Consider the following 19459-nt stretch of genomic DNA (forward strand, 5'->3'; position numbering starts at 1 on the left):
AAATTTTTGATGTTTTCAGTAGAATCTTTTTTTAAAAAGGCCCTTTTTCCCTTGGTCCTTTACTGGTCACTTTCCATTGACCGTTTTCCTTAGTCAGTTTAAAAATGCCTGTTTTTCCATCGTAGGTAGTGCTGTATTTTACCCAGGCAAGTTCGCCATCAATAGCTTCGTCTAAAATTTCTACCTCAATGTCTTGGTCAGTATCTGGCATCATTTTCTGTACAGTAATCAAACTGGCATAGCCTTCAGAAGTGGTATGCTTTTTTAAGGCTGATTCATCTTTTGAAAAAAAGCTTGACGCAACAACTTTGGCAATTTCAGAAGGGGATTTTGTTGTGCTTTCTGAACAGGAAAGGAACAACAATACAAGCGAGCAAATGACTAATCTTTTCATAATAGTATTAATTTGGGTTATTGATATATCTATGCGATAATTTCATTTCTATATTACGTTCGCCATCTTTTTCATTCAATTCCAAAATTGCCCTGCGGTCATCGGATAATGAAAATTTGGGCAACACATAAACGAATCGAGCCATTTCATTTTCCTTAATCTTGGACGGCAGATTATGTTTATATATCGGTTCTTGATACAGTCGTTGCAATGATTTTCTTTTCCCTTTTTGTCTCGTTTCAATAGACAGGTTCAAGAAATTCAAATCGTAATCCAACGTAGAATTATTTTCAATCTCGATAACAAAATAGAGCTCATCTTTATCAAAAACAATATTCTCTACATTCAAGATAATACCTTCGCTTCGTTTCTTGATGCGCCCTATGCGCTGTTTTCTATTGAGAAGATATGAGCAGAATTTTTGGTAATAATAAGTGCTGTTATCTACAAGTTCTTCAGAAGATTCAACAAGAACCGAATCCTTTACAATCGGTTTTTCATTACCGATACTATTTGTTAGTGGAATGAAATAATTGAGTTTAGAAAGCTGTTTTTTATACCTTACAATATACGAAAAAATCGAACCATTTTTGTTGACTACCAAAAGATTACTTTCTGTTCCAGGCTGTGCCTGAAGCAGCCCGAAATACTGTTCTTTTTCCCGATTGTAAGTAAATACAAAATGATCTGAACCAGTTATGCCTTGCCTAATGGGTTCAGGAAAGAACAAAGCGACGTTTTTTGTGTCATTTGCATAAATGGTGTCGAGTATATGTGGTTGTTGAGAGTTCGTTTTAGCCTGTGCCGAGCAAGGTCGAGGTGCTAGAGCAAAAATCAACACAATTGTCAATAAAGCTGTTGTTTTCATAGTCGTGGTTTTAGGATTAATCTGTAATTATTGAGTATCGTAACTTTTACATTACGATTTCTTCGTTTGAGTACTTTAGTGATTCCACCAACTTGTGGAACTGTGGGAATATTAATGTCGCCGATAATATCATCGAGAACCTCGTTGGTTGCTTCTGCCCTAAAGTTGTTTTCTACATAGATACCTTCGCTTCCGTCCTGTAAATCGAACGCTTTAAGTTTAGTGGGATGATGTTTGATGTTCTCAATCTCAATTAAAGCGCGATTGGGTTGAAAACTGATAAATCCGAATATGAGCGTATTCTTGGCCATTAACTTGCCATTTATAGTCGCAGCTTTTATCAACCGCAATCGCAGTCTCGAATTAACCTTAACAATTTGGTCGCCATCCACGACGACGTAAATGGTTTCGTCAGTATTACCGAGAATTGAAACTTCGTTGGGTTTGGGTGCAGCAGCAAAGAAGAGTTGATGTTCCAGACCCAATTCTTTGGCTTCGATTTTTTGTTCTCTTTTTATTTCAGCGGAATCAATTGTTGAAGTTTTCGTTTGAGCTACTCTTTTCCTTCCAAAATTCCGATAGCGTTTTTCGGAATATTGAATCTTTCCGGCATCATAAATACTATCGACGATACGTTCTTTTTCACGTTCCGTCAAGTCTGGGTCGTAAAAACCCAATGAGTCAATCAGTTTTTCATCGTAAATGCTGGGTGCATTGTTTTCACGTACTTCCTTCAAATCATTAATCGCATCTAACTTAGATTCATATTCTTTTTGGTTTTCATCCAAATCGGGCATTAAGGTTTGTTGCAGGTTTTCCGTTTCACTTTCATCATCGCCCATAACCATTACAGAATAGGAAATGAGAAATATGAAAATCACGGCCAAGACCGTTGCAAATACTATTTTGTTCTTTTCTACTTTCATAAGAGTATATTTTTTAAATGCCGATTACCAATCTACCGTCAGGCAGGTCGGCTCAACTTTTATCATTTAGCTTTTTAAGGGTGTTCTCAAAATAATTGGTAATTAAAAGTCCGTGTGGATTGTTGGGAAAATTTCGGTCAACCATAATAAGGTTTCCAGTGGAAACCAATTCGTAAGTGTCAATTATAGAACCTCTATTGATTTCAAAAACAGTAACCGTCCTAAAAACATACGTCCCGTTTTGTTCTTCTATTTGCGAATCGATGCTCAACACTTTCTGCATCAGCGAATATTGTAAGAGACGGTTGTAAACACCATCTGCTTTTTTCTGACGATACAGGTTGTCCACAGAACTGTTTCCCAACCAGAGTGCCTTTTTTAAATTACTTTCATAATTACTCGCATCAATATTGTAAAAATAATTGTGGAACAAGTCTAAATGTGCCAAGGCTTCAACCCTAAAATTTTCTTTTTGGGTTACGAGCTTCAGCGGAATAATGCTGCCATCGGTATTTATGGCAAAAGCGCTATTTAGTGCTTTTTGATTTGTGGAATATGCCATCCATAAAGCGAAGGTGCTGGATAGTAATGCTAGGACCAAAACTGCCAAAACGATAAACCGGTTTAATTTTAAGACGTTGTAGATATTCTTGTATGGTGTTTTCATTCTGAATTGAATTAGTTGGTAAATAATCTGAGCGTAAAAGATGTGGCACGTTTATACAATTTGAATTTTAGGAATACGATAAAAGCCACAGAACCTAATTGAACGACCGGTGCAAAAAAGCCTTGGCCTGTATCGGTTCCGAAAAGGTTTGTCCAAAAGTTGGTATTGATTTCCGTATAAATAGCATTGATAAATACATTGACCAGAAAGAAGGCAGGCACCAACATATATACAGCCGCATATAATTTGAAAAATGTATAAGCAAGGGAACGGAATTTTTCAAAAACCGCTAAACTTATAACCAATGGGAAAAATGCCTGCATTATTCCCAACAGGAAAAAGCGTTCGGCTAAAAATAAAGGGTATATAAATAGGTCGAGAATCCAAAGAATGGTGCTTAAGATAAATGCTAATATTTTAAAGCCATACAACGGTGTTACCAATGCTTCGTACAAAAGCGTCATCGCTGAACTTGCAGCATCAAAAAGACTTACATCTTCCTCTAAAGGAATATCCTGCATCTGCAATGGAAGTAACGCAGGTGCTGTTCCCCTGTACTGTCCCTCGATGGCTACCAATATCCCATCAAAGAATCCTAACACCTGCGTTGAAAATATTACTAAAAGGACGATGGCAAAATTCTTTGCCAATTCGCCGGGACTCAAGCCCCAAGTATAACCGTCCTTATTGGCAATGCCTTCATTATACTTTTTTAAGATGTTGACCAAAAAGAACAGGACAGCAAGTGTTTTCATTCCTGCAATGGTATATTGTGAAAAGTTGCTTGCCTGTATGGTCTGGAACACCGTATCGATGTATTCCAACCCAATCCCTAAAAGTATGGTTGCGGTCATTATTAATAGTCTGTTTCTCGATTATTGACTTTATCCTGCATCTTTCGGAAAGAAATAATATCACGATAGCGTTTGGTTTTGGTTGTGATGCTGGACACCATTTGCTTTGATTCCATCTCTTTTTCCTTGAGTACTTTTGCACGTTCGGCATCGCTCATTTTTAGGTAGTCGCTAGACAGAACTTCGTCAATAAAATCAACCGTTTCCAATGAGTTTTGTACAATGGCATCAAAGGATTCCACCACTCTACTGATTTCATCGGGTTTGATGTAAGGCGAATTCAAAATATCCTGCAAATCGGTTTGCATTACATTGATGAGTCGTTGATTGTTGTCTGCAATTTCTTGGACAGCATTAAGCTGTTGTACCACACTCGATACTTTTTCGATGGCTTCTTTTGCATCTTTCAGAAATTTCACAGACTTGATAAGTTGGCTCGTCTGTTTGGCAGATTCTACCAAGGATTTTACCAAGCTGATAAAGTTGGTATTGTCATACACTGGCATTCCTTGGGCAGTAGCTTTGCTTGTCATAAATAAAGTCAGGACTACGGTCAGTACTAAAATTTTGATTTTTGTCTTCATAATATTTGTTCTAAGATGTAAATTGAATTATTGCTTTTTCCATATCGTGATGCTCGTCGTAGAGCTTCATAATTTCCTCATTTTCCTGCCCATCGGTTAAGTAAGCCGCATAAACTTCTTTTGGCACTTCCAACCGGAAAATGTTGCTTTCCCTACCGATTTTGATGAACATTTCGGTGTATTTCCGTGAACCGGAAAGATTGTTTTTAATAGACTTTAGTTGGTTTAAATCGTGACTGGATAGATTGAGCCTTTTTACTAATTCATCATATCCCTTTTCATTATTCAAACTGTAAATAACCTGTGTGTTTTCCAAAATACTCGCTGAAGTGGAATTGTTTGGAAGCTGATTGATGGATTGTAGAATAATCCCAATCGCACCGTTTTGTTTACGGATGGCTTGATAGTAGAACTCCACGCTTTCCAGTACATTTTCAAACTTCAGTTGCTTTGCAAACTCATCAAATAAGATAATGCCTTTTTCAGCACGGTTTTTCCAAATGGTTCTTTGGATGGCAGATTTAATCAGCTTCAACATTACGGACAGGATTTCCTTATTGTCCTTGACTTCATCGAGCTCAAAAACAATCAATCGTTTATCTTCGATTTTATAGGTTTGGTCTTCGCTTACTTCAAAAAGGAAGCTGTATAGACCATCACCGACATATTCGGACATTACGTGCAAAAAGCTCGTTATGTTGAAGTAGTCGGGATGGATTTTTAGGGTATCTAAAAGGTCTTTTTGTTTCCTTTCTATAAAGCTGTAAAAACCATCTAACGAATGATTTTCTGAAGTGTTATTATAATAGTGACGCAATATCTTTTTAACCGAGACTGATTGTGCTTTTGTAACTTTTAAATCTGAAGCGAACAGTTCAAAAAGGAAAACAGATAGGTCTTCCAAACGTTCAGGTGTCAAGTCTTTAACATCGCTGATGTAAAATGGATTGATGCCTAAGTTTTTACCGCTTTCATATCTGAGAACCGTATATTTTTCAGGATAGAGCTTGGCGAATTTGGTGTAAGAACCACCTAAATCAATAATGACCAACCGTACACCACTTTCAAAATATTGGCGCAGAATATTGTTTGCCAAAAAGGATTTGCCTTCGCCTGTTGGTGCAAAAATGGCAAAATTCCGTGCCTTGATCCGTTTCTTTTTTTCATCCCAAACATCTTTTAGCACTGGAATGTTATGTTCTCTATCATTGAAGATGATTCCGGTGTTATCGGATTTGTAATTGGTATTGTTAATGAACAGACACAGAGCGTGCTTTAAATCTGTCACATATAAATCGTGATTTGAAAAGTTGGAAGAAAAGCAGCAGTAACTATTAAGAATATAGTTTTTACGCTCTTCGCCACGTGGATAATATGGGATGATATCCAGTTCCTTAAATTCGGTCTTGATTTTGGACGTGATTTTGTCCAGTTTTTTGGCTTCCTTTGCCCAATAGACAATATTGAGGTGACCACGAATAATCCGTGCATTATCATCGGCATTGATTTGGTCAAGAATATGTTGGATTTTACCCAGAACCACTTTGTTCTGCGAACCGAAGTTGGAACTTTTATTCAATTCTTCAACTTTTTTATCGAGCAGCTTGCGCCACTTTTGTTTGTCATCGAGATATAGAATTTGATTGACAATATGATTTTCGTTAAGCGTAAGCCCTAAGCCATCAATAAACCCTTGATGAAACACAAAATCGTCTGAAGTGAATTTCTCATTGGTTTTGCTACTCTGTACACTTTCGCCAAAGCACAGTTCGCTATTGATGGCAAGGGCATCAAAATGGTTTTCGCCAATATTGACGCTTTTTTTATCTAAGATGATATCGGTATCAAATCCCTCATTGAAACCATTGAAATAACCGTTGGTTAGTTTCTGAATTTTCTCGGCATTGAGTGGTAGAAATTCCATTTTTCGGCTATTATTGATAAAAGAAACGGAATCGCTTACCGAGTTGGCAAAGCTTTTAATGTTGTCATCCAGTTCCTGTACAATTCCCTTTGAAACCTTTCGGAACGGATTGACATATTTTGGATTGTTGAGCGCTTTGTTTTTGGTCAAGATGAAAAACAAATAACATTTGTGTTCAATATGTCCACGACCTTTAAAATGCTCGTGTGTCGCCTTCTCTAAAAAAGTTTTATTCGGAAGCTGTTCAGAAGAATAGGATTTCTTCAGGTAGATATCTTGTTTGTGAACTACAGTACCAATCGGTAAAGATTTCAAAGCCTGAAACCAAGCACCGTGCATATCTTCAAAGTCTTTTTCGGACGACGAATAGATTTCTGGTAAGTTACCTTTATAGCACAAAACGACATTACCATTATTGGCAAATACGATATTGTCCTGAATATCTGCAATGGGTTGATATGCTGAAAGATTAATCTTGTTCATAATCGAAGCCTGAATTTCTTTTGTTACTGATAATTTTCGGGAAGGCTTTCGCCATCTGAAATAATTGTGGATTGTTTGTGATTCGGATTAATGCAATGTAAAGCGCAGCATTAAAAATTAAGACGCCTATAATTATTCCGAAACTGAATGAAAAAATGATAATCATTAAGGATCCAAGTATGGACATCATCATTAAGGCAAACAGGGAAATGGGCAGCCCAAAAATGACTGCTTTTTTCCTAATATTTCTATAGACCTCGAACCGCTTCATTATACTACGATTCCAATTAGATAGGTAAATATCCCAACAACAGCACCCGCAATTAACACGAATACCAAAACTCTGGTAATACCTTTTTTTAAATCTGCGTTCTCGCCAAAGAAGTGTCCTGCATTAAAAAGGAAACCAACTAAAAAAATAACACCGAGTAAAATTGGAAAGATTGTTCTTATGGTATCACCTACGTCATTTACAGAATCCTCAATGCCACCAATTTGTGCAAAAAGAGATGTTGAGATAAGTGAAATAAATACTGCGAAATAATTTGATTTTTTCATAACTGAAAAGTTTAAAAATTTGTGTTGTTTTTGTTATTGGAAAAATACATATATTTGTTTACAAATAACTGATAATCAAATATTTGTGAATAAAATATTATTTGATTTTGTTTGATTTCCGATGATATTATTTGGCATCAAATTCTATGATTTTTGGAAGTTGAATTGTTAATAACCCAAAATTTGAAAATGAAAAAAGTGCTCAAAAACGTCACTTTTGTGATTTTGCTCTTAAAAATGTGTATCATTTTTGGGCAGGAAAATGCAACTCAAAAACGAATAATAATTGATGTTGGACACGGTGGAAAAGATTCTGGTGCGATAGGTGTAAATGGAATTCAAGAAAAGGATGTTGTATTGGAAATCGCAAATGCGATTTTGAAGCTAAATAACAATTTGGCTAAACCATTAGATATTTACTTAACAAGGTATAATGACACTTTGATTTCGTTATCCGATAGACCGAAGCTCTCCAATGCTCTTAAAGCAGATTTGTTTGTTTCATTACATTGTAATCATTCGGATAATCCGAATGCAAGAGGTGTGGAAGTGTATGTGAGCAATAAGCAATCAAAATATCAAGATGATTCCGTCTGGTTTGCTTTTCGAATGCAAGATGCGCTTAATAAGAAATTGGGTTTTGAGAGTAGGGGTGTGAAGTCTGCTGATTTTCAGGTGGTGCGGGAAACAATTAGCGATTGTCCTTCTGTGCTTTTGGAATTAGGTTTTTTGAGTAATTGGGATGAGAGCTTTTATCTAGGAAAACCTGAAACGCTCAGAACTATGGCATTGATTATTTTAATGGAATTGAATAACTATTTAAATGCTGGATTATGAAAGAATTTTTAGAAAAAATAATTACTACTATAAAACAAATTATCATCATACTATTTAAAGAACTTAGACCTAAAGCAAAGAAAAAGTAATATAGTATTTAATAAAAGTGATTTTTCAGAATAGTAGTCCTGTTGTGTTGAAATTCAATAGATGCTAATTCTGCAAAATTCTTAATTTTAATTCTGTCAGATTCGTCCATTTCGATATTATTATCCTCGTTCAACAAAACATCTATCCGGTCATAGACAAAATTTGGATTATCTCTTTCACTTCTGTCTATCCCTTGGTAAAGCAGGCTTATGTAATTTGCAACTAATTGTGATTGGCTTTGCATAAATAAGTCAACAAGCCTTTTTCTACTATTCTTTACCATCCAATAATGCAAACCCCATTTTTTACGGGAATTACCATCGGTAAACTTTTTATATCCAGTTCCAAGTGAAAGGATTTCGAGCTGAGACATTTCAACTTTAAAAGCCTTTAAGGCTTCTAGAACCGCTACTAATGTAGGGTTGTTTGCCATTATACCACCATCAACTTTGTTTACAAAGTCTTTTTGTGTGCCATTAAGGTCAATATATTCTGAGGTATATGGGTCGAAATATGTAGGTGCAGCAGAAGTGGCCATAGCAGCTTGATAAGCCGGAATGTGATAATCTCGCTCAAAAGCTGGATGATATTTGGTTTTTAACACACTTGGGTTGCCTTGTATCAAATCATAGATAGGAATACAAACATCTGTTTTGCAATCGCTAAGCCTTGGTTCAATTCCATTGTTTGCATCTCTGAACTTTTCACGAATAAGGTTTTCCAAAAATTCTCTTTCGTGTGCTGAATTAAGGATTTGACCAATGAAAAAAGGTTTTTTGCTGCCAAAAATTTTCTTGGCATTATCCAAATAAAGTTGATATATTTCTTTTGCAGGTATTCCCAAGGCTAATGCAATAGCAATAATGCCACCAGTTGATGTTCCTGTAATCAAGTCGAAATACTGATAAATTTTAGTTTTGCCATCAGAGCGATTTTTCAATTCGTCTTCTAAAAGTGTTAAGAACAATGCAGGGAAAACACCTTTAATGCCACCGCCATCAATCGACAATATTTTAAATTTTGTATTCTTCATTTATCAAGATATTTGTTTTGTTCTCATTAGGGTATTCATTATGACCACCGCCAAACCATTTGCCTTCGGGCAACCATAATTCATAGTAGTATAGCCACTCACTTATCCAAGGAATGATTGTATCAATAATGTAATTGTGCGCATTCCACTCTTTTTTAGATGGCGAATAAAGACATAGCTGCTGCTTTTGACTGTCATAAACGTGAGGCAGTTTTGTTCTGCTTTTTGCGATTTCCAATGTTTTATTGACAACAAAAATTTTTACCCATTTGTTTTCCATATAAACAACTTTTACATCATATAACTCGCTTATAGCAGTGGGTTGAATTTGAACAATGATTTCAAAATTATCCCATCCGCTTTTTAAGACCTTGATTTCTGGAAATACTTTTTTTATCCTCTTCAATTGTTCAGTAGAGAGAATACCTTTTACTTTTCTTTTCCTGTTTGTCTTAAAAAATTTGCTCATAAATTACCTTCAAAATTATGGTTTGGTATTGAAGTACCAACCGACCCTAAAAGACCTGTTCTTCCTGCCATTTTTCTCAAACCAGATTCCCTTAGAACTCGATTATTTTCGCCATAGTCGGCAAAAGCTTTATTTACGACCTTGTCGCCGTATTGTGCTGAAAAGGATTCATTCAACCGTTGTAGGCCGACTCCTTGGCTGTACTTGATTGTTTCGAGGTCTTCCTCCAATTTATCCAACCATTTATAGAAATATTCTTCTTTTTGGGGAACATCGCTCCACTTGTCCGCAAAATTTTCCTCATCATTGACAGGGTTACTTACCCATCTTTCGTAACGGCCTGTCTTCCGGTTCAGTTTCGTTTCTATAAAGCCACGCATTGTGCTCACAATATTAACATAAGCATCAACGATGTTCTCGCTTCTGTCATAAGCTCTGGCAGCTAAAGTGGTAATTATAATAGAAATGGGCCTGTTTTCACTATCAAGTTCATCTGAACAAAACATAATATCCCTATGGCGTTTTAATAACTGAATTACACGTTGCAAGGGCATCTTTTCTTTTTGGTATGGCTTCACAGGATCAACAGATTCGCTCAGAGCGAACATTTTTGTTGAACTGTATATGGCTCTTTGATAAAACCATTTGGCATAGCCGAAAGGATTACTTTTCATCCACCATTCTGTGTCCGTTTCGGTCGAATAGTGGTACTCTTCCTTATCGGTTATACGAATCGCCAGTTTATTAGCATCTATATGTTGGCTATTGTTAAAGGATTCGCTCAAAAGAACCGTAAAATTTTTATCTGAAATAGATGGCAAAATATCCATATGGTAGTTAGCATTGTCTGAATATTCAAGTGTCCAACATCTTCGACCACCATCTTTATCCTCAATCATTTCCTTATAGGTAGAATGGTCTTTGAGCCTATTTCCAACAGCATCTTTTAAATGTTTTTGTGTCCAATAAATTGGTTTGCCATTCAGTTTACAAACGAGGTCTATATCAATATCATCTTCATCGTTAATAGGCTTTATAATTGTGCCCAGCATAAAGGAACCTTGAGGAAGTATCCTTGGGTTATATGGATAAAGTGGCGAGCCTTCTTTAGACAGCCAATCACCAACTGCTTCGTAACTTTTTACAGCTTCATTATATTGAGTTTCAGAAATATCGAGTTGCTTTCCCAGATTTTCCAAAATTTCAATCACTTCTTTTTTGTATTCTTCAGTCATAATAATTTTTATTTTAAAATTTCAATTATTAAGCCATTCATATCTTGTGACAGATTGACCGTTTAATAAATTTTGATTGTGGTAATTCTGCATACAAAATCACCACAATCAATCTTCTAATTAGATTGCTCTAATATTGAAGCTATGCCACTTATAACAACGAGTGTTGCAATACCAAAGACTACGGCTTTTGCCATATCTCCACTTACATTAACACAATTGCCCTTCCGACATACACTCAGTTTTCCTTTAGAGAAATTAATACTATTCATAAAAATGAATTTTTAGGTTAAACAATATCCATTCAGAGCTGTGGATTTCCGCTCATTACTTTCCTTTACTGTCTTTCCGGTTACTTCTAATATGTTCCTTGATAGTAATAGTTTTTCCGCCTACTTTTCTTTTGTACTCAGGAATTCTATTGAACTTTTTACCAGATGAATCTTTAGCCATAGTTTTAATTTTTAGTTGAACTTACTTTTTTTATATTTGATTTGCATTATTAATTATTTACTTATAGCATTTTGCTGTTTAACCAAAGGTTTTATGGGTGCTGTCCACTCATATACCATTATAGATATATCCGTTTTGGTATATAGATGAATACAAGTACTAATCAGGACATAGATTTTGAAAAACTACCTAGCGTTGACCTGCTGGATTACATTTCTTTTAAGGATGAATTTCCAAAAGAGGCAGAAGCCTCTTTTGTACAATTCTGTTATAGATTTGAGAAAGATTTGAAACGTAAGTCCGAGATTTACTGCAATAAGTATGGATATAACGAGGTGGTGGCTTTGGAAATAGCGCATTGTACTTTTGCCAGAGTTTGGAAATACCCAACTTTTGACAAAGACAAGTCCAAAGCGAAAGATTTGGATAAGGGCATACTTATTTGGATGTATCGAATTTTATACACCCAAATAATTAAATATGGCGAAAAGAACACTTGTGCAGAGCCTACTGAAGAAGAAGATTTAAGCCTAGTTACAAATGCAGAAGAGTTGTTGGCAAAGTTTGACGTACCAGACGATGCTGAGGCAAAAAGGGTAGTTGTGGCGAAACTTAAAACCATTGAAAGAGCTCTTACACGATTATCTGAAAAGCATCGAATCATTTATTTTACTTATAGAGCTTATCGAAAGGAAGGTAAAAAAGTACCAAGAACAATTACAAAACTGCTTAGGGATAAACTCTCTTTAACCCAAAAATCCGTGAACACCTATTACGGCGATGCGGATAGACACGTTACTAACTATTTAGACATTATGAATAATGGCGAAGCCTAAGAAAATAGAACTAATTGAAACAGCTCAATTGGACAGTTGGTTAGGTTCAACAGGGTTTTTATTCCCTAGTAATGAACTTGAACTAGATAGGTTCAATAAACTATATGAAGATTATGAGTATAAGTTGGATGATAAATCTATTGACCCAATTGCCGTAATCAATAATACGTTTTATAGAGAGCCAAAAGTCATAACAATGTTTGAAGAAGATGTTGTTGAAGAAATTGAAACCTTAAGAATGGTCGCTAGAAAAGGAAAAAAAGAATTGTCTCAACACATTATAGATAAAATGCGGAAAAAACATAACCAAGATTCTAGTGATTCGGAATAAAACAAGCATAAAGGAATTAGCCGAAAGCATTGCATTAGAATATGAAGAAAAGATTACGCCTCTTGACAAAATATTAGATGATGAAGGCCTATCGGTATTTTATGACAGCTACGGCAAGAACACCTTTGATGGAATGACTTACTATGATAATGGAAAGTTTTATATTCACATAAATACCGATTTGGGTAATAGGCCAGATTCTGCAAGAGGAAGGTTTACGTTGGCACACGAGCTGGGACACTACTATATAGATTCCCATAGGATTGGATTGAAAAGAGGATTGTTAGAACCACATCCGTCAAGAACTAATCAGAAGCAGTTTAACCAAATAGAAAGAGAAGCAGATTTTTTTGCATCCTGTTTGCTGATGCCAGAGGAAAGATTCTCAAAAGATTTTTATCGTAAAACCTTTAGTATTGAATTGGTAGATTATTTGAAGGACGAGTATAAAGTCAGCAGGACTGCCTGTGCATTCAGGTTTGCAGATATAGGAAATCACGATATTATGATTGTCTATGGCGAAAACGGAGAAATACGTTGGAAATATTGTAGTGAACATTTTCCCTATAAATACCTGTTATATGAAAACAAGGTGGCGCCAAATACAGTAATGGGCGAATACTTTAAGAACATTACTGATAACCTGTTCAAAAAAGAAGAGATTTGGGCAGTTGATATTTTCAACTACGTTAAGGAAGACAATATTCAAAGAAAGTTTTTTGAGCATTGCATTACTTTTAAGGGTAAAGCTCTTAGCATTATTTGGGAAGAATAGTATTTTTCTTTTTCCAAGTAAAGCCTCATTAAATTGTGAAATTTTAACTTAAAGTTATTGCCTTATACCAATAAAAGAAAGCTTCCGGATTGCTCTTTTTCAATTTATTTAGCTTGGTGAATTGAGGGTTCTTAATCAACCAATCTTTAACCTCAAGCGGATTTTTAAACCTTTCGATTTCGCTATCAATACCAGCCTTAATCAGTTCAGATAGGTATGCAACTTTTGAAGCAGCTGTAATGGCTTCTTCAATATTGAATCTTACCAATGTAAAATTGGTAAAATTGCTTATTCCAGTTTGTAGATGTTTAAACTCATCAGATTTAGTGTTACGGGTAGAAAGAACATAACACGCTTCTCGGGTGTCTTCGAAAACCTGTTTTGAGGTTATGTCTAATTTTCTAAACGCTATTTCCTCTGCAACTACTTTTGTGTAACTGTTACGGACTGTTGCCAAATCCGAAATATTATCCATTAAAAACGCTACGTCGAATAACTGTTTGATAATTTCAACTGGTCTTTCTTTGCTGTATAAAATCCCTGTGGTTTTTGGTGCAAACGCAGTCAGTTTATCGCCTAAAATGGCATCAAAAGTTGGCATTTTTACTGTTGTGATTTTCCCTTGTGTTTGAAGCCAGTTGTGAGCAATCGGAATTTCTGTAAGTTCGGGATAAGGATTTGGCGTGTATAGCACATCCAGTAAAATTGGCTCAACCCGAGCATCTACATTGCTTTTGTAGAACATCTTGAAATGACCAACTGGTGCATCAGGCGTGTGCTTTCTGTCATTGTCATCTTCCCAATGTGTAAACGCTTCAGTTTCCTTACTTATAGCTTCAAGAACAGATTCTATGTCGCTTTGTCTTTGCTCGGTAATAATATCGATGTCGATTGAAAACCTTTTAGGTTCTTTGGTGGCTAACAATAGGGCAGTTCCGCCTTTAAAAATAAAATCGAGCTCGTTGATTTTAAGTTGTTCCAAAAACAATAAGGCATAGATAACCTTTTCAATAAGTTTTGGGTCATACTTTTTACCTAGTCTTTTTTTGACTTCGTAAATCCACTCTGGTTGATATGTTGTTTCTTTAATCATTAAAATTAATGTTTGGCAATAAAATCAATTGTTTGCCAAAGTTAAATTGCTTAAGTGTTCAACTTCCGTCTCTCTATTGCGCCTGTGAGCATAGCGTTTCATTTTACTTTTGCTTATCTCAAACTTTTCGAATGCCGATCGGTAAATAAATTCCAATTCACTTTGTTGTGCACCAAATAAATTAGTGTCTATAAGCATATCGACCAACAATTTTTCAAGGGATGGGATAACGATATTTTCGATTTCGGTTAAAGGTGCTTCGGATACCAATTGTTTAAGGATTATTACGTCATCACTATTATGAATGTACAGTTCAAATGTTTCAGCATCTGGTTCTATAAAAACGTTTTTACCCTGGTCTTTCAACTTGTAAAACACGGACTGTGCCACATCTTTTTCCAATTCAATTATGGTGTAAAACTTAAATGGTTGGTGGCGCATAAATTCGTTTAACCATAAAGTGTTCCATACACAGAATTCAATGAATGGATAGTCTTTTTTTATTTTATTGTACAGTCGTTTTAATTTGGTGTCAATAACTGGAATAAATCTATCCTTACCATTTAAAGCGTACATACCTCTGGATGGGTTTTTTAACACACCTTCTTTTTTAAGTTTAGACAAATACACAGTGATAGAACTTTCCTTTAAGGTTGGAAAATCTTTCTGAATAAGCTCTACCAGACTGGTTTTTGAAATAGCTTGCTGGTCAACAAAGTATGTTGATATTTTATCTTTAATAGTTTGTTCCAGAACAATGATATTTTGAGTTAAACTTTGGCAAAATACACATTTTTTGCCAAAGTTTAATAGTGAATAGCAATTACTTCCGTTTATCCGTAGCCTTTGTATCAAAAGCAATCAAATTAAAAAGTTCCCGCATTCTGCTACGAACACGGTTTCCGTAGCGTTCTTCCAATTCTTCGGCATTGAGGTTGGTGGTTGCGTGGGTTTTTATTTTACGCTTTGTCTGTAGGTAAAGCTCGTATCGAGATAAGAGCACTTCGCCCATTACGTTTAAATCCTTTCCATAAAACCGACCAGCTGGCTCTACGCCCAAATCATCAAAACAGAAAAATTTGGAGTTACCATATTCTTCAATGGTTTTAAAACCGAGATGGTTAAAACTAAACGCTACATTCCGGCAAGGAATCATTTCATAAGGTCGTTGCATTGGAACGATATGGCGCAGCAATTTCATCAAGGTGGTTTTTCCACATCCTACAGGTCCAGAAAGTAAAATACCTTTGTCGATATCAATTCCGTTCTTTTCACAGTTCTCTTTGTCCTTGATGAAATAATGGCAGAGGTTACGTATGATAGCCGTGTCCTCATCGTAGATTCGGAAATTTTTTCCAAAGAGCATTTTTCCCTTGGCATTCAGGTAAATCAGGATTTTGTCAAAATCGTAGAGAACACTCTTGCCGTCAAACTTGCCAAGCGAATATTCCACGCCACCTTCGGTGATTTTAGAGGGGTTGTCCATAATCTTTGTTTTTAGTGGTTCGCAAGTTGTCCTTGATTTGGGACGCTTGTTTTTTGTTTGGTTTGTTTTCTTTGGCATATAACTCTGTCCTGCCCATCCAGTTAGTGGCCAAGGCTCGCCAGTCTCGAATTTCTTTTCCATCGCTCGTTTGCCAATTCCGAGTTTCATAATGCTCGAAGAATTTTTTTCCTTCATCAGCATTAAAACCTTTTTCAATAAAAAAATCAATAACGGCCTGACAGTCCTTTGGCTGTTTTATAAAGTTTTCCTGTTTGGTATTGTTTGTATTAGATACCAATGCTTGTCCACTGGTGGGACGGTGCTGGTTCACTGCCTGTCCGTTTTTGGGATAGTGGTGTCCCTCAAGCGGTACACCTCTGGGATAGTACTGTTCCGCAAGCTGTTCCAATTTGGGATTGTACTGTCCCGCATCCGGTTCATCACTTGCCCCGATAATGGCCATCTTGACTTTACTGCCCTTGTACGGATTGTTGGAAGGAAAATAGGAAAGGTATTGCCAGCCGTCCAAATCGACAATGCATCTGTGGTAGGTAGATTTTGAGCCGATCTTCGCCACGCGCATCAGCTCTCGACGGTTCACGTAGAATTCATCGGCAAAACGGTTGCTGTTCCATTCCTGGAACAAGGCCATATACAGGCTGATATGGGTCGGGTTTAGGCGGTCATCAAAATAGAATTTTTCAAAAGCCGCATTGAGTAGCTTTATATAGTTCATCGATTACGGATTTAGACCGTGGTGCACACGGTTGGCATCCATAACTTTTTGAATTTCCTCGGCATCGTAGTAAATGATACCGCCCACTTTGGTATAGGGCAATGTACCGTTGATGCGAAGGTTTTGGAGTGTGCCGGGGCTTACTTGCAATAAATCCATAACCTCGGAAGACTTGAGGTATTTTTTTAGCCTGCCCTTGGATTGTTTGGCAAGCAGGTTTTTGATGTCATCGAGCAATTCCATTTTGAATTCCCGAAGGTCGTCTGTGGTGATGATACTTGTTGGCATAATAGAACAGTTTAAAAGAAAGGGACTGCCGCATTGCTTTCAACTAATTTGACAGCCCCTGACCTGATTTGACTTTCGTTCTACAAAATTGATGGGGATTAATGGATTTTATTCCATAGTTGCACCCAATATTGGGAATGTTTTTTGAAAATAAATTTTAGAATAAAAAGCGTCTATTTATTTGTTCTTTATATAGTTATGTTTATTAAAATCCATCAAATAAAATGTAATATGTCCCGATATTTAAAACACCCAACCTATACCCTAGGTTGGGTAATTATTCATCGGACTCGTCCATACGTTTAATGAGCGATTCCTTTAGGGAATCAAGGAATTTGGTGCGATTGCTTTTTCTTGCCTTCAGCTCAACAAATGCATGGTAGTAGTTGCCCAAGTCGATATTGAAAATCTGCTCAAAGGCTGCTGCCATTTCTTTTATATCGGCCGTTCCCTTATTGATGGAACCATTGTTTTGAAGTGCATAAATTAATTCAATGGCATCAATTTTATTGCCTGTCCAGTCCAAATTTGGAAGTTTAAAAAGTTTTCGGATGGATTTGGACGAGCTTTTTTTATCGGTTTCCAAAGCATTCAGTTCCTCTATGTAAAATGCCAACAGTAAATCATAAGCTATGATTTTTGCAACGGCATTGTCGTGACTGGTGGAAAACTCAGAATCCGTATAAAAATGGGAAGTATCGGAAATCAGGTGCAATGTATCATTGCCCCTTACAAAGTAGAATTCATCCAACACAGTGGAATTTTCACGATAATACTTTACAAAATCGATGTTTTTCTGATAGTATGCCTGTAGTTTGTTAATTTCCGAATCGATATAAAAATGTTGTGATTTTACACTGCCCAGCGGTCTATGGGTGAAAAAATTGTACAGTTTGACATAGAATTTCAACCTCCCGTGAATATAGGGTTTCTGTTCTTTAAAAAACCTGACTTCATTTAATTTATCCTTAAAATCGCCACTGCGAAGTACCACCCTAAGCTCTTGCAGGTACTTACGCGAAATATGGATTCCCTTGCCAATATTGGATAGGTTGTCCAAATTCATTTTGGCTATTTCAGAATTTTCAATTCTATAGTTTGATAGGATGTTGTTTATTTTCTTTTCCATTTTGGGACGTAAACTTTAAAGTCTCCTAAATAAGTAGGCTTTGGAAGTCGATTGCCGTAAGTACAATATTCATTTTGTTTTTTACTTTTCTTTAGCTTTCTTTTTGTTGATTCGTCACATTTTCGGGTTGTCCTGTTTCATATTGTAATGGTATCATATTTAATTTTAAGGATTATCTAAAATTTATTCCGTTCCAATCAAAATTGACAAACTGAATAAATGGGCGTTTAACCCGTCGTTTCTGCGATAATAACTGTAATTGAACAGTAACGTATTGAATACCCATTTTTTGTTTAAGTCTGAAAATGGGGTAAATTTTAGTCCTATTCCAAGATTGTAAGAATTCAACTTGCTAAAATCAAAATCTGAAGTGTAATAGTCCGCTTCGGGGTTGTGTTCTCCATACTTTTTAAAATAGGGCGTTCCGCTTTGGGCGTACCAGCGTACGTTGGGCATCAGGCTAAATTCACGGTCGAGTTTAATGACGGTTTCGTTATCTATTGAAATACTTTCAATGTTCCAACTGTCTTTATATAGATTGATACCGTTGCGAAGGATAAAACGCCCTGCCAAAAAGGTATTCCAATTTACCCCAAAGCTACCTTTCCATCTTTCGTCCGGAAGTTGTTCCACCGCCAAGGAACCATCGTTAAAATATACCCTGTGAAAAGGTGTTGCCAACAATCCGTTTTGATAGGCTATTTCTCCAGATAAGCCTATTCTGTTGCGAGTATTCAATACAAAACCAAAATCCCCTTTCAGGTTATACGATTTTCGTCGGTAATCATCGTACCAATCTTGATAACGAAGCTCAACGGGATACACCAAAGTTGTAGGTTTAAAGTCTGTTTGTGCATTAAGCCGCCCCCAACGTAAATCGTCGTTATAGTATTGAAAAACCAATGAATAGTTTTTTAGATTTTCATTGTCTTCTTTGGCAACTCCAATTTTTGCTCCCAATGATAAATAATCGCTTTCAACGGATATACTGCCGCCCAAAAGAAAGCTCCAGTCGTTGATGTTCCGTTGATAATTTCCGTTGATATATGTTCTTGCATCCACTCTTGAAACCGAACTCACAAAGTCGATGTTATCTACAGAAGCGGAAGAAACAATATCGGAACCCAATGTAAAACCAATGGCATTTTTGCCAAAAGTTCTGTTATAGGTTAAAGAAGGGCCATAAACGTTCATTTTTTCGGTTCCTGTTCCACCGGTAATGGCAGAATTATTACCGTCTTGTACGTATTGGTTGTAAACAAATTCTATTTCAGTCTTGTTTAATTTTTCGGGTATGGTATCTTTTTGTTGGGCAAATGCCAAAAACTGCGAAAAAGCAATGCTGCCAACCACTAAAAATTTTCTTTTCATATTTTACTCGATAATCGAGGTTGAAATGCTCAAAGGTTC

23 protein-coding genes are annotated in these 19459 nt (G+C 36.2%); 4 read left to right on the forward strand and 19 right to left on the reverse strand.

Annotation, left to right across the window (positions count from 1 at the left end; genetic code table 11):
• Window positions 1-31: 31 nt before the first annotated feature.
• The 8 genes from AC3VI6_RS07410 to AC3VI6_RS07445 all read right to left on the reverse strand — a co-directional run bounded on the left by AC3VI6_RS07410 (window position 32) and on the right by AC3VI6_RS07445 (window position 7258).
• Window positions 32-394: a hypothetical protein gene (locus AC3VI6_RS07410; RefSeq protein WP_153267908.1), complete on the reverse strand. Its 363-nt coding sequence runs from the start codon at window positions 392-394 to the stop codon at window positions 32-34.
• Between the two features lie 7 nt (window positions 395-401).
• Window positions 402-1262 carry a DUF4138 domain-containing protein gene (locus AC3VI6_RS07415; protein ID WP_153267909.1) on the reverse strand — a complete coding sequence of 287 codons (861 nt, stop codon included), beginning with the start codon at window positions 1260-1262 and terminating at the stop codon, window positions 402-404.
• The gene (traM, locus tag AC3VI6_RS07420; RefSeq protein ID WP_153267910.1) at window positions 1259-2188 is read right to left on the reverse strand and encodes a conjugative transposon protein TraM; all 930 of its coding nucleotides are present in this window, start codon (window positions 2186-2188) and stop codon (window positions 1259-1261) included. Before traM ends, AC3VI6_RS07415 begins: the two co-directional genes overlap by 4 nt.
• A 52-nt stretch (window positions 2189-2240) precedes the next feature.
• Window positions 2241-2855, reverse strand: a complete 615-nt coding sequence (locus tag AC3VI6_RS07425; RefSeq protein WP_153267911.1) for a conjugal transfer protein TraK — start codon at window positions 2853-2855, stop codon at window positions 2241-2243.
• An 11-nt stretch (window positions 2856-2866) separates the two neighbouring features.
• Window positions 2867-3709 (reverse strand): hypothetical protein, encoded by an 843-nt coding sequence (locus AC3VI6_RS07430; protein WP_153267912.1) that lies wholly within the window; start codon window positions 3707-3709, stop codon window positions 2867-2869.
• 2 nt (window positions 3710-3711) lie between these two features.
• Entirely contained in the window at window positions 3712-4293 is a 582-nt protein-coding gene (locus tag AC3VI6_RS07435; protein WP_153267913.1) for a conjugal transfer protein, read from the reverse strand.
• A 10-nt stretch (window positions 4294-4303) separates the two neighbouring features.
• Window positions 4304-6700, reverse strand: coding sequence for a TraG family conjugative transposon ATPase (locus AC3VI6_RS07440; protein WP_497705709.1), 2397 nt, complete (start codon window positions 6698-6700; stop codon window positions 4304-4306).
• A 270-nt stretch (window positions 6701-6970) separates the two neighbouring features.
• Window positions 6971-7258 (reverse strand): hypothetical protein, encoded by a 288-nt coding sequence (locus AC3VI6_RS07445; RefSeq protein WP_153267915.1) that lies wholly within the window; start codon window positions 7256-7258, stop codon window positions 6971-6973.
• 189 nt (window positions 7259-7447) lie between these two features.
• On the opposite strand from AC3VI6_RS07445, the gene AC3VI6_RS07450 reads away from it, so the two are divergent.
• Window positions 7448-8095, forward strand: a complete 648-nt coding sequence (locus AC3VI6_RS07450; protein WP_153267916.1) for an N-acetylmuramoyl-L-alanine amidase family protein — start codon at window positions 7448-7450, stop codon at window positions 8093-8095.
• A 97-nt stretch (window positions 8096-8192) separates the two neighbouring features.
• Here AC3VI6_RS07450 and AC3VI6_RS07455 read toward each other — a convergent pair whose 3' ends face one another.
• The 4 genes from AC3VI6_RS07455 to AC3VI6_RS07470 form a co-directional block, all read right to left on the reverse strand.
• Window positions 8193-9218 carry a CBASS cGAMP-activated phospholipase gene (locus AC3VI6_RS07455; protein WP_153267917.1) on the reverse strand — a complete coding sequence of 342 codons (1026 nt, stop codon included), beginning with the start codon at window positions 9216-9218 and terminating at the stop codon, window positions 8193-8195.
• Window positions 9199-9687 carry a type II CBASS E2 protein gene (locus AC3VI6_RS07460; RefSeq protein WP_153267918.1) on the reverse strand — a complete coding sequence of 163 codons (489 nt, stop codon included), beginning with the start codon at window positions 9685-9687 and terminating at the stop codon, window positions 9199-9201. Before AC3VI6_RS07460 ends, AC3VI6_RS07455 begins: the two co-directional genes overlap by 20 nt.
• The gene (locus AC3VI6_RS07465; RefSeq protein ID WP_153267919.1) at window positions 9684-10922 is read right to left on the reverse strand and encodes a nucleotidyltransferase domain-containing protein; all 1239 of its coding nucleotides are present in this window, start codon (window positions 10920-10922) and stop codon (window positions 9684-9686) included. Before AC3VI6_RS07465 ends, AC3VI6_RS07460 begins: the two co-directional genes overlap by 4 nt.
• Window positions 10923-11249: 327 nt before the next feature.
• The gene (locus tag AC3VI6_RS07470) at window positions 11250-11375 is read right to left on the reverse strand and encodes a hypothetical protein (protein ID WP_255473292.1); all 126 of its coding nucleotides are present in this window, start codon (window positions 11373-11375) and stop codon (window positions 11250-11252) included.
• 146 nt (window positions 11376-11521) lie between these two features.
• Here AC3VI6_RS07470 and AC3VI6_RS07475 point away from each other — a divergent pair, with 146 nt between their 5' ends.
• The 3 genes from AC3VI6_RS07475 to AC3VI6_RS07485 are packed head-to-tail and all read left to right on the forward strand — an operon-like array spanning window position 11522 to window position 13317.
• On the forward strand, window positions 11522-12211 hold the full coding sequence (locus tag AC3VI6_RS07475; RefSeq protein WP_153267920.1) for an RNA polymerase sigma factor: 690 nt from the start codon (window positions 11522-11524) through the stop codon (window positions 12209-12211).
• The gene (locus AC3VI6_RS07480; protein WP_153267921.1) at window positions 12198-12542 is read left to right on the forward strand and encodes a hypothetical protein; all 345 of its coding nucleotides are present in this window, start codon (window positions 12198-12200) and stop codon (window positions 12540-12542) included. Before AC3VI6_RS07475 ends, AC3VI6_RS07480 begins: the two co-directional genes overlap by 14 nt.
• Window positions 12529-13317: an ImmA/IrrE family metallo-endopeptidase gene (locus tag AC3VI6_RS07485; RefSeq protein ID WP_228122678.1), complete on the forward strand. Its 789-nt coding sequence runs from the start codon at window positions 12529-12531 to the stop codon at window positions 13315-13317. The genes AC3VI6_RS07480 and AC3VI6_RS07485 overlap by 14 nt, the downstream gene beginning before the upstream one ends.
• 43 nt (window positions 13318-13360) lie before the next feature.
• Here the strand turns inward: AC3VI6_RS07485 and AC3VI6_RS07490 are convergent, their stop codons facing one another.
• From AC3VI6_RS07490 to AC3VI6_RS07520, 7 genes are all read right to left on the reverse strand, one after another.
• Window positions 13361-14410 carry a nucleotidyl transferase AbiEii/AbiGii toxin family protein gene (locus tag AC3VI6_RS07490; protein WP_153267923.1) on the reverse strand — a complete coding sequence of 350 codons (1050 nt, stop codon included), beginning with the start codon at window positions 14408-14410 and terminating at the stop codon, window positions 13361-13363.
• Window positions 14411-14434: 24 nt separating this feature from the next.
• On the reverse strand, window positions 14435-15265 hold the full coding sequence (locus AC3VI6_RS07495; RefSeq protein ID WP_497705710.1) for a DUF6577 family protein: 831 nt from the start codon (window positions 15263-15265) through the stop codon (window positions 14435-14437).
• Window positions 15234-15896 (reverse strand): P-loop NTPase family protein, encoded by a 663-nt coding sequence (locus AC3VI6_RS07500; protein ID WP_085767712.1) that lies wholly within the window; start codon window positions 15894-15896, stop codon window positions 15234-15236. The genes AC3VI6_RS07495 and AC3VI6_RS07500 overlap by 32 nt, the downstream gene beginning before the upstream one ends.
• Window positions 15880-16632: a hypothetical protein gene (locus AC3VI6_RS07505; protein WP_497705711.1), complete on the reverse strand. Its 753-nt coding sequence runs from the start codon at window positions 16630-16632 to the stop codon at window positions 15880-15882. Before AC3VI6_RS07505 ends, AC3VI6_RS07500 begins: the two co-directional genes overlap by 17 nt.
• 3 nt (window positions 16633-16635) lie before the next feature.
• Window positions 16636-16920 (reverse strand): helix-turn-helix domain-containing protein, encoded by a 285-nt coding sequence (locus AC3VI6_RS07510; RefSeq protein ID WP_121847545.1) that lies wholly within the window; start codon window positions 16918-16920, stop codon window positions 16636-16638.
• A gap of 277 nt (window positions 16921-17197) precedes the next feature.
• Window positions 17198-18049 (reverse strand): RteC domain-containing protein, encoded by an 852-nt coding sequence (locus AC3VI6_RS07515; protein WP_497705712.1) that lies wholly within the window; start codon window positions 18047-18049, stop codon window positions 17198-17200.
• A gap of 183 nt (window positions 18050-18232) precedes the next feature.
• Complete coding sequence (locus tag AC3VI6_RS07520; protein WP_497705713.1) at window positions 18233-19420, reverse strand: DUF3570 domain-containing protein; 1188 nt, start codon at window positions 19418-19420, stop codon at window positions 18233-18235.
• Window positions 19421-19459 lie beyond the last annotated feature (39 nt).

Source organism: Tenacibaculum sp. TB-56, from assembly GCF_059716275.2.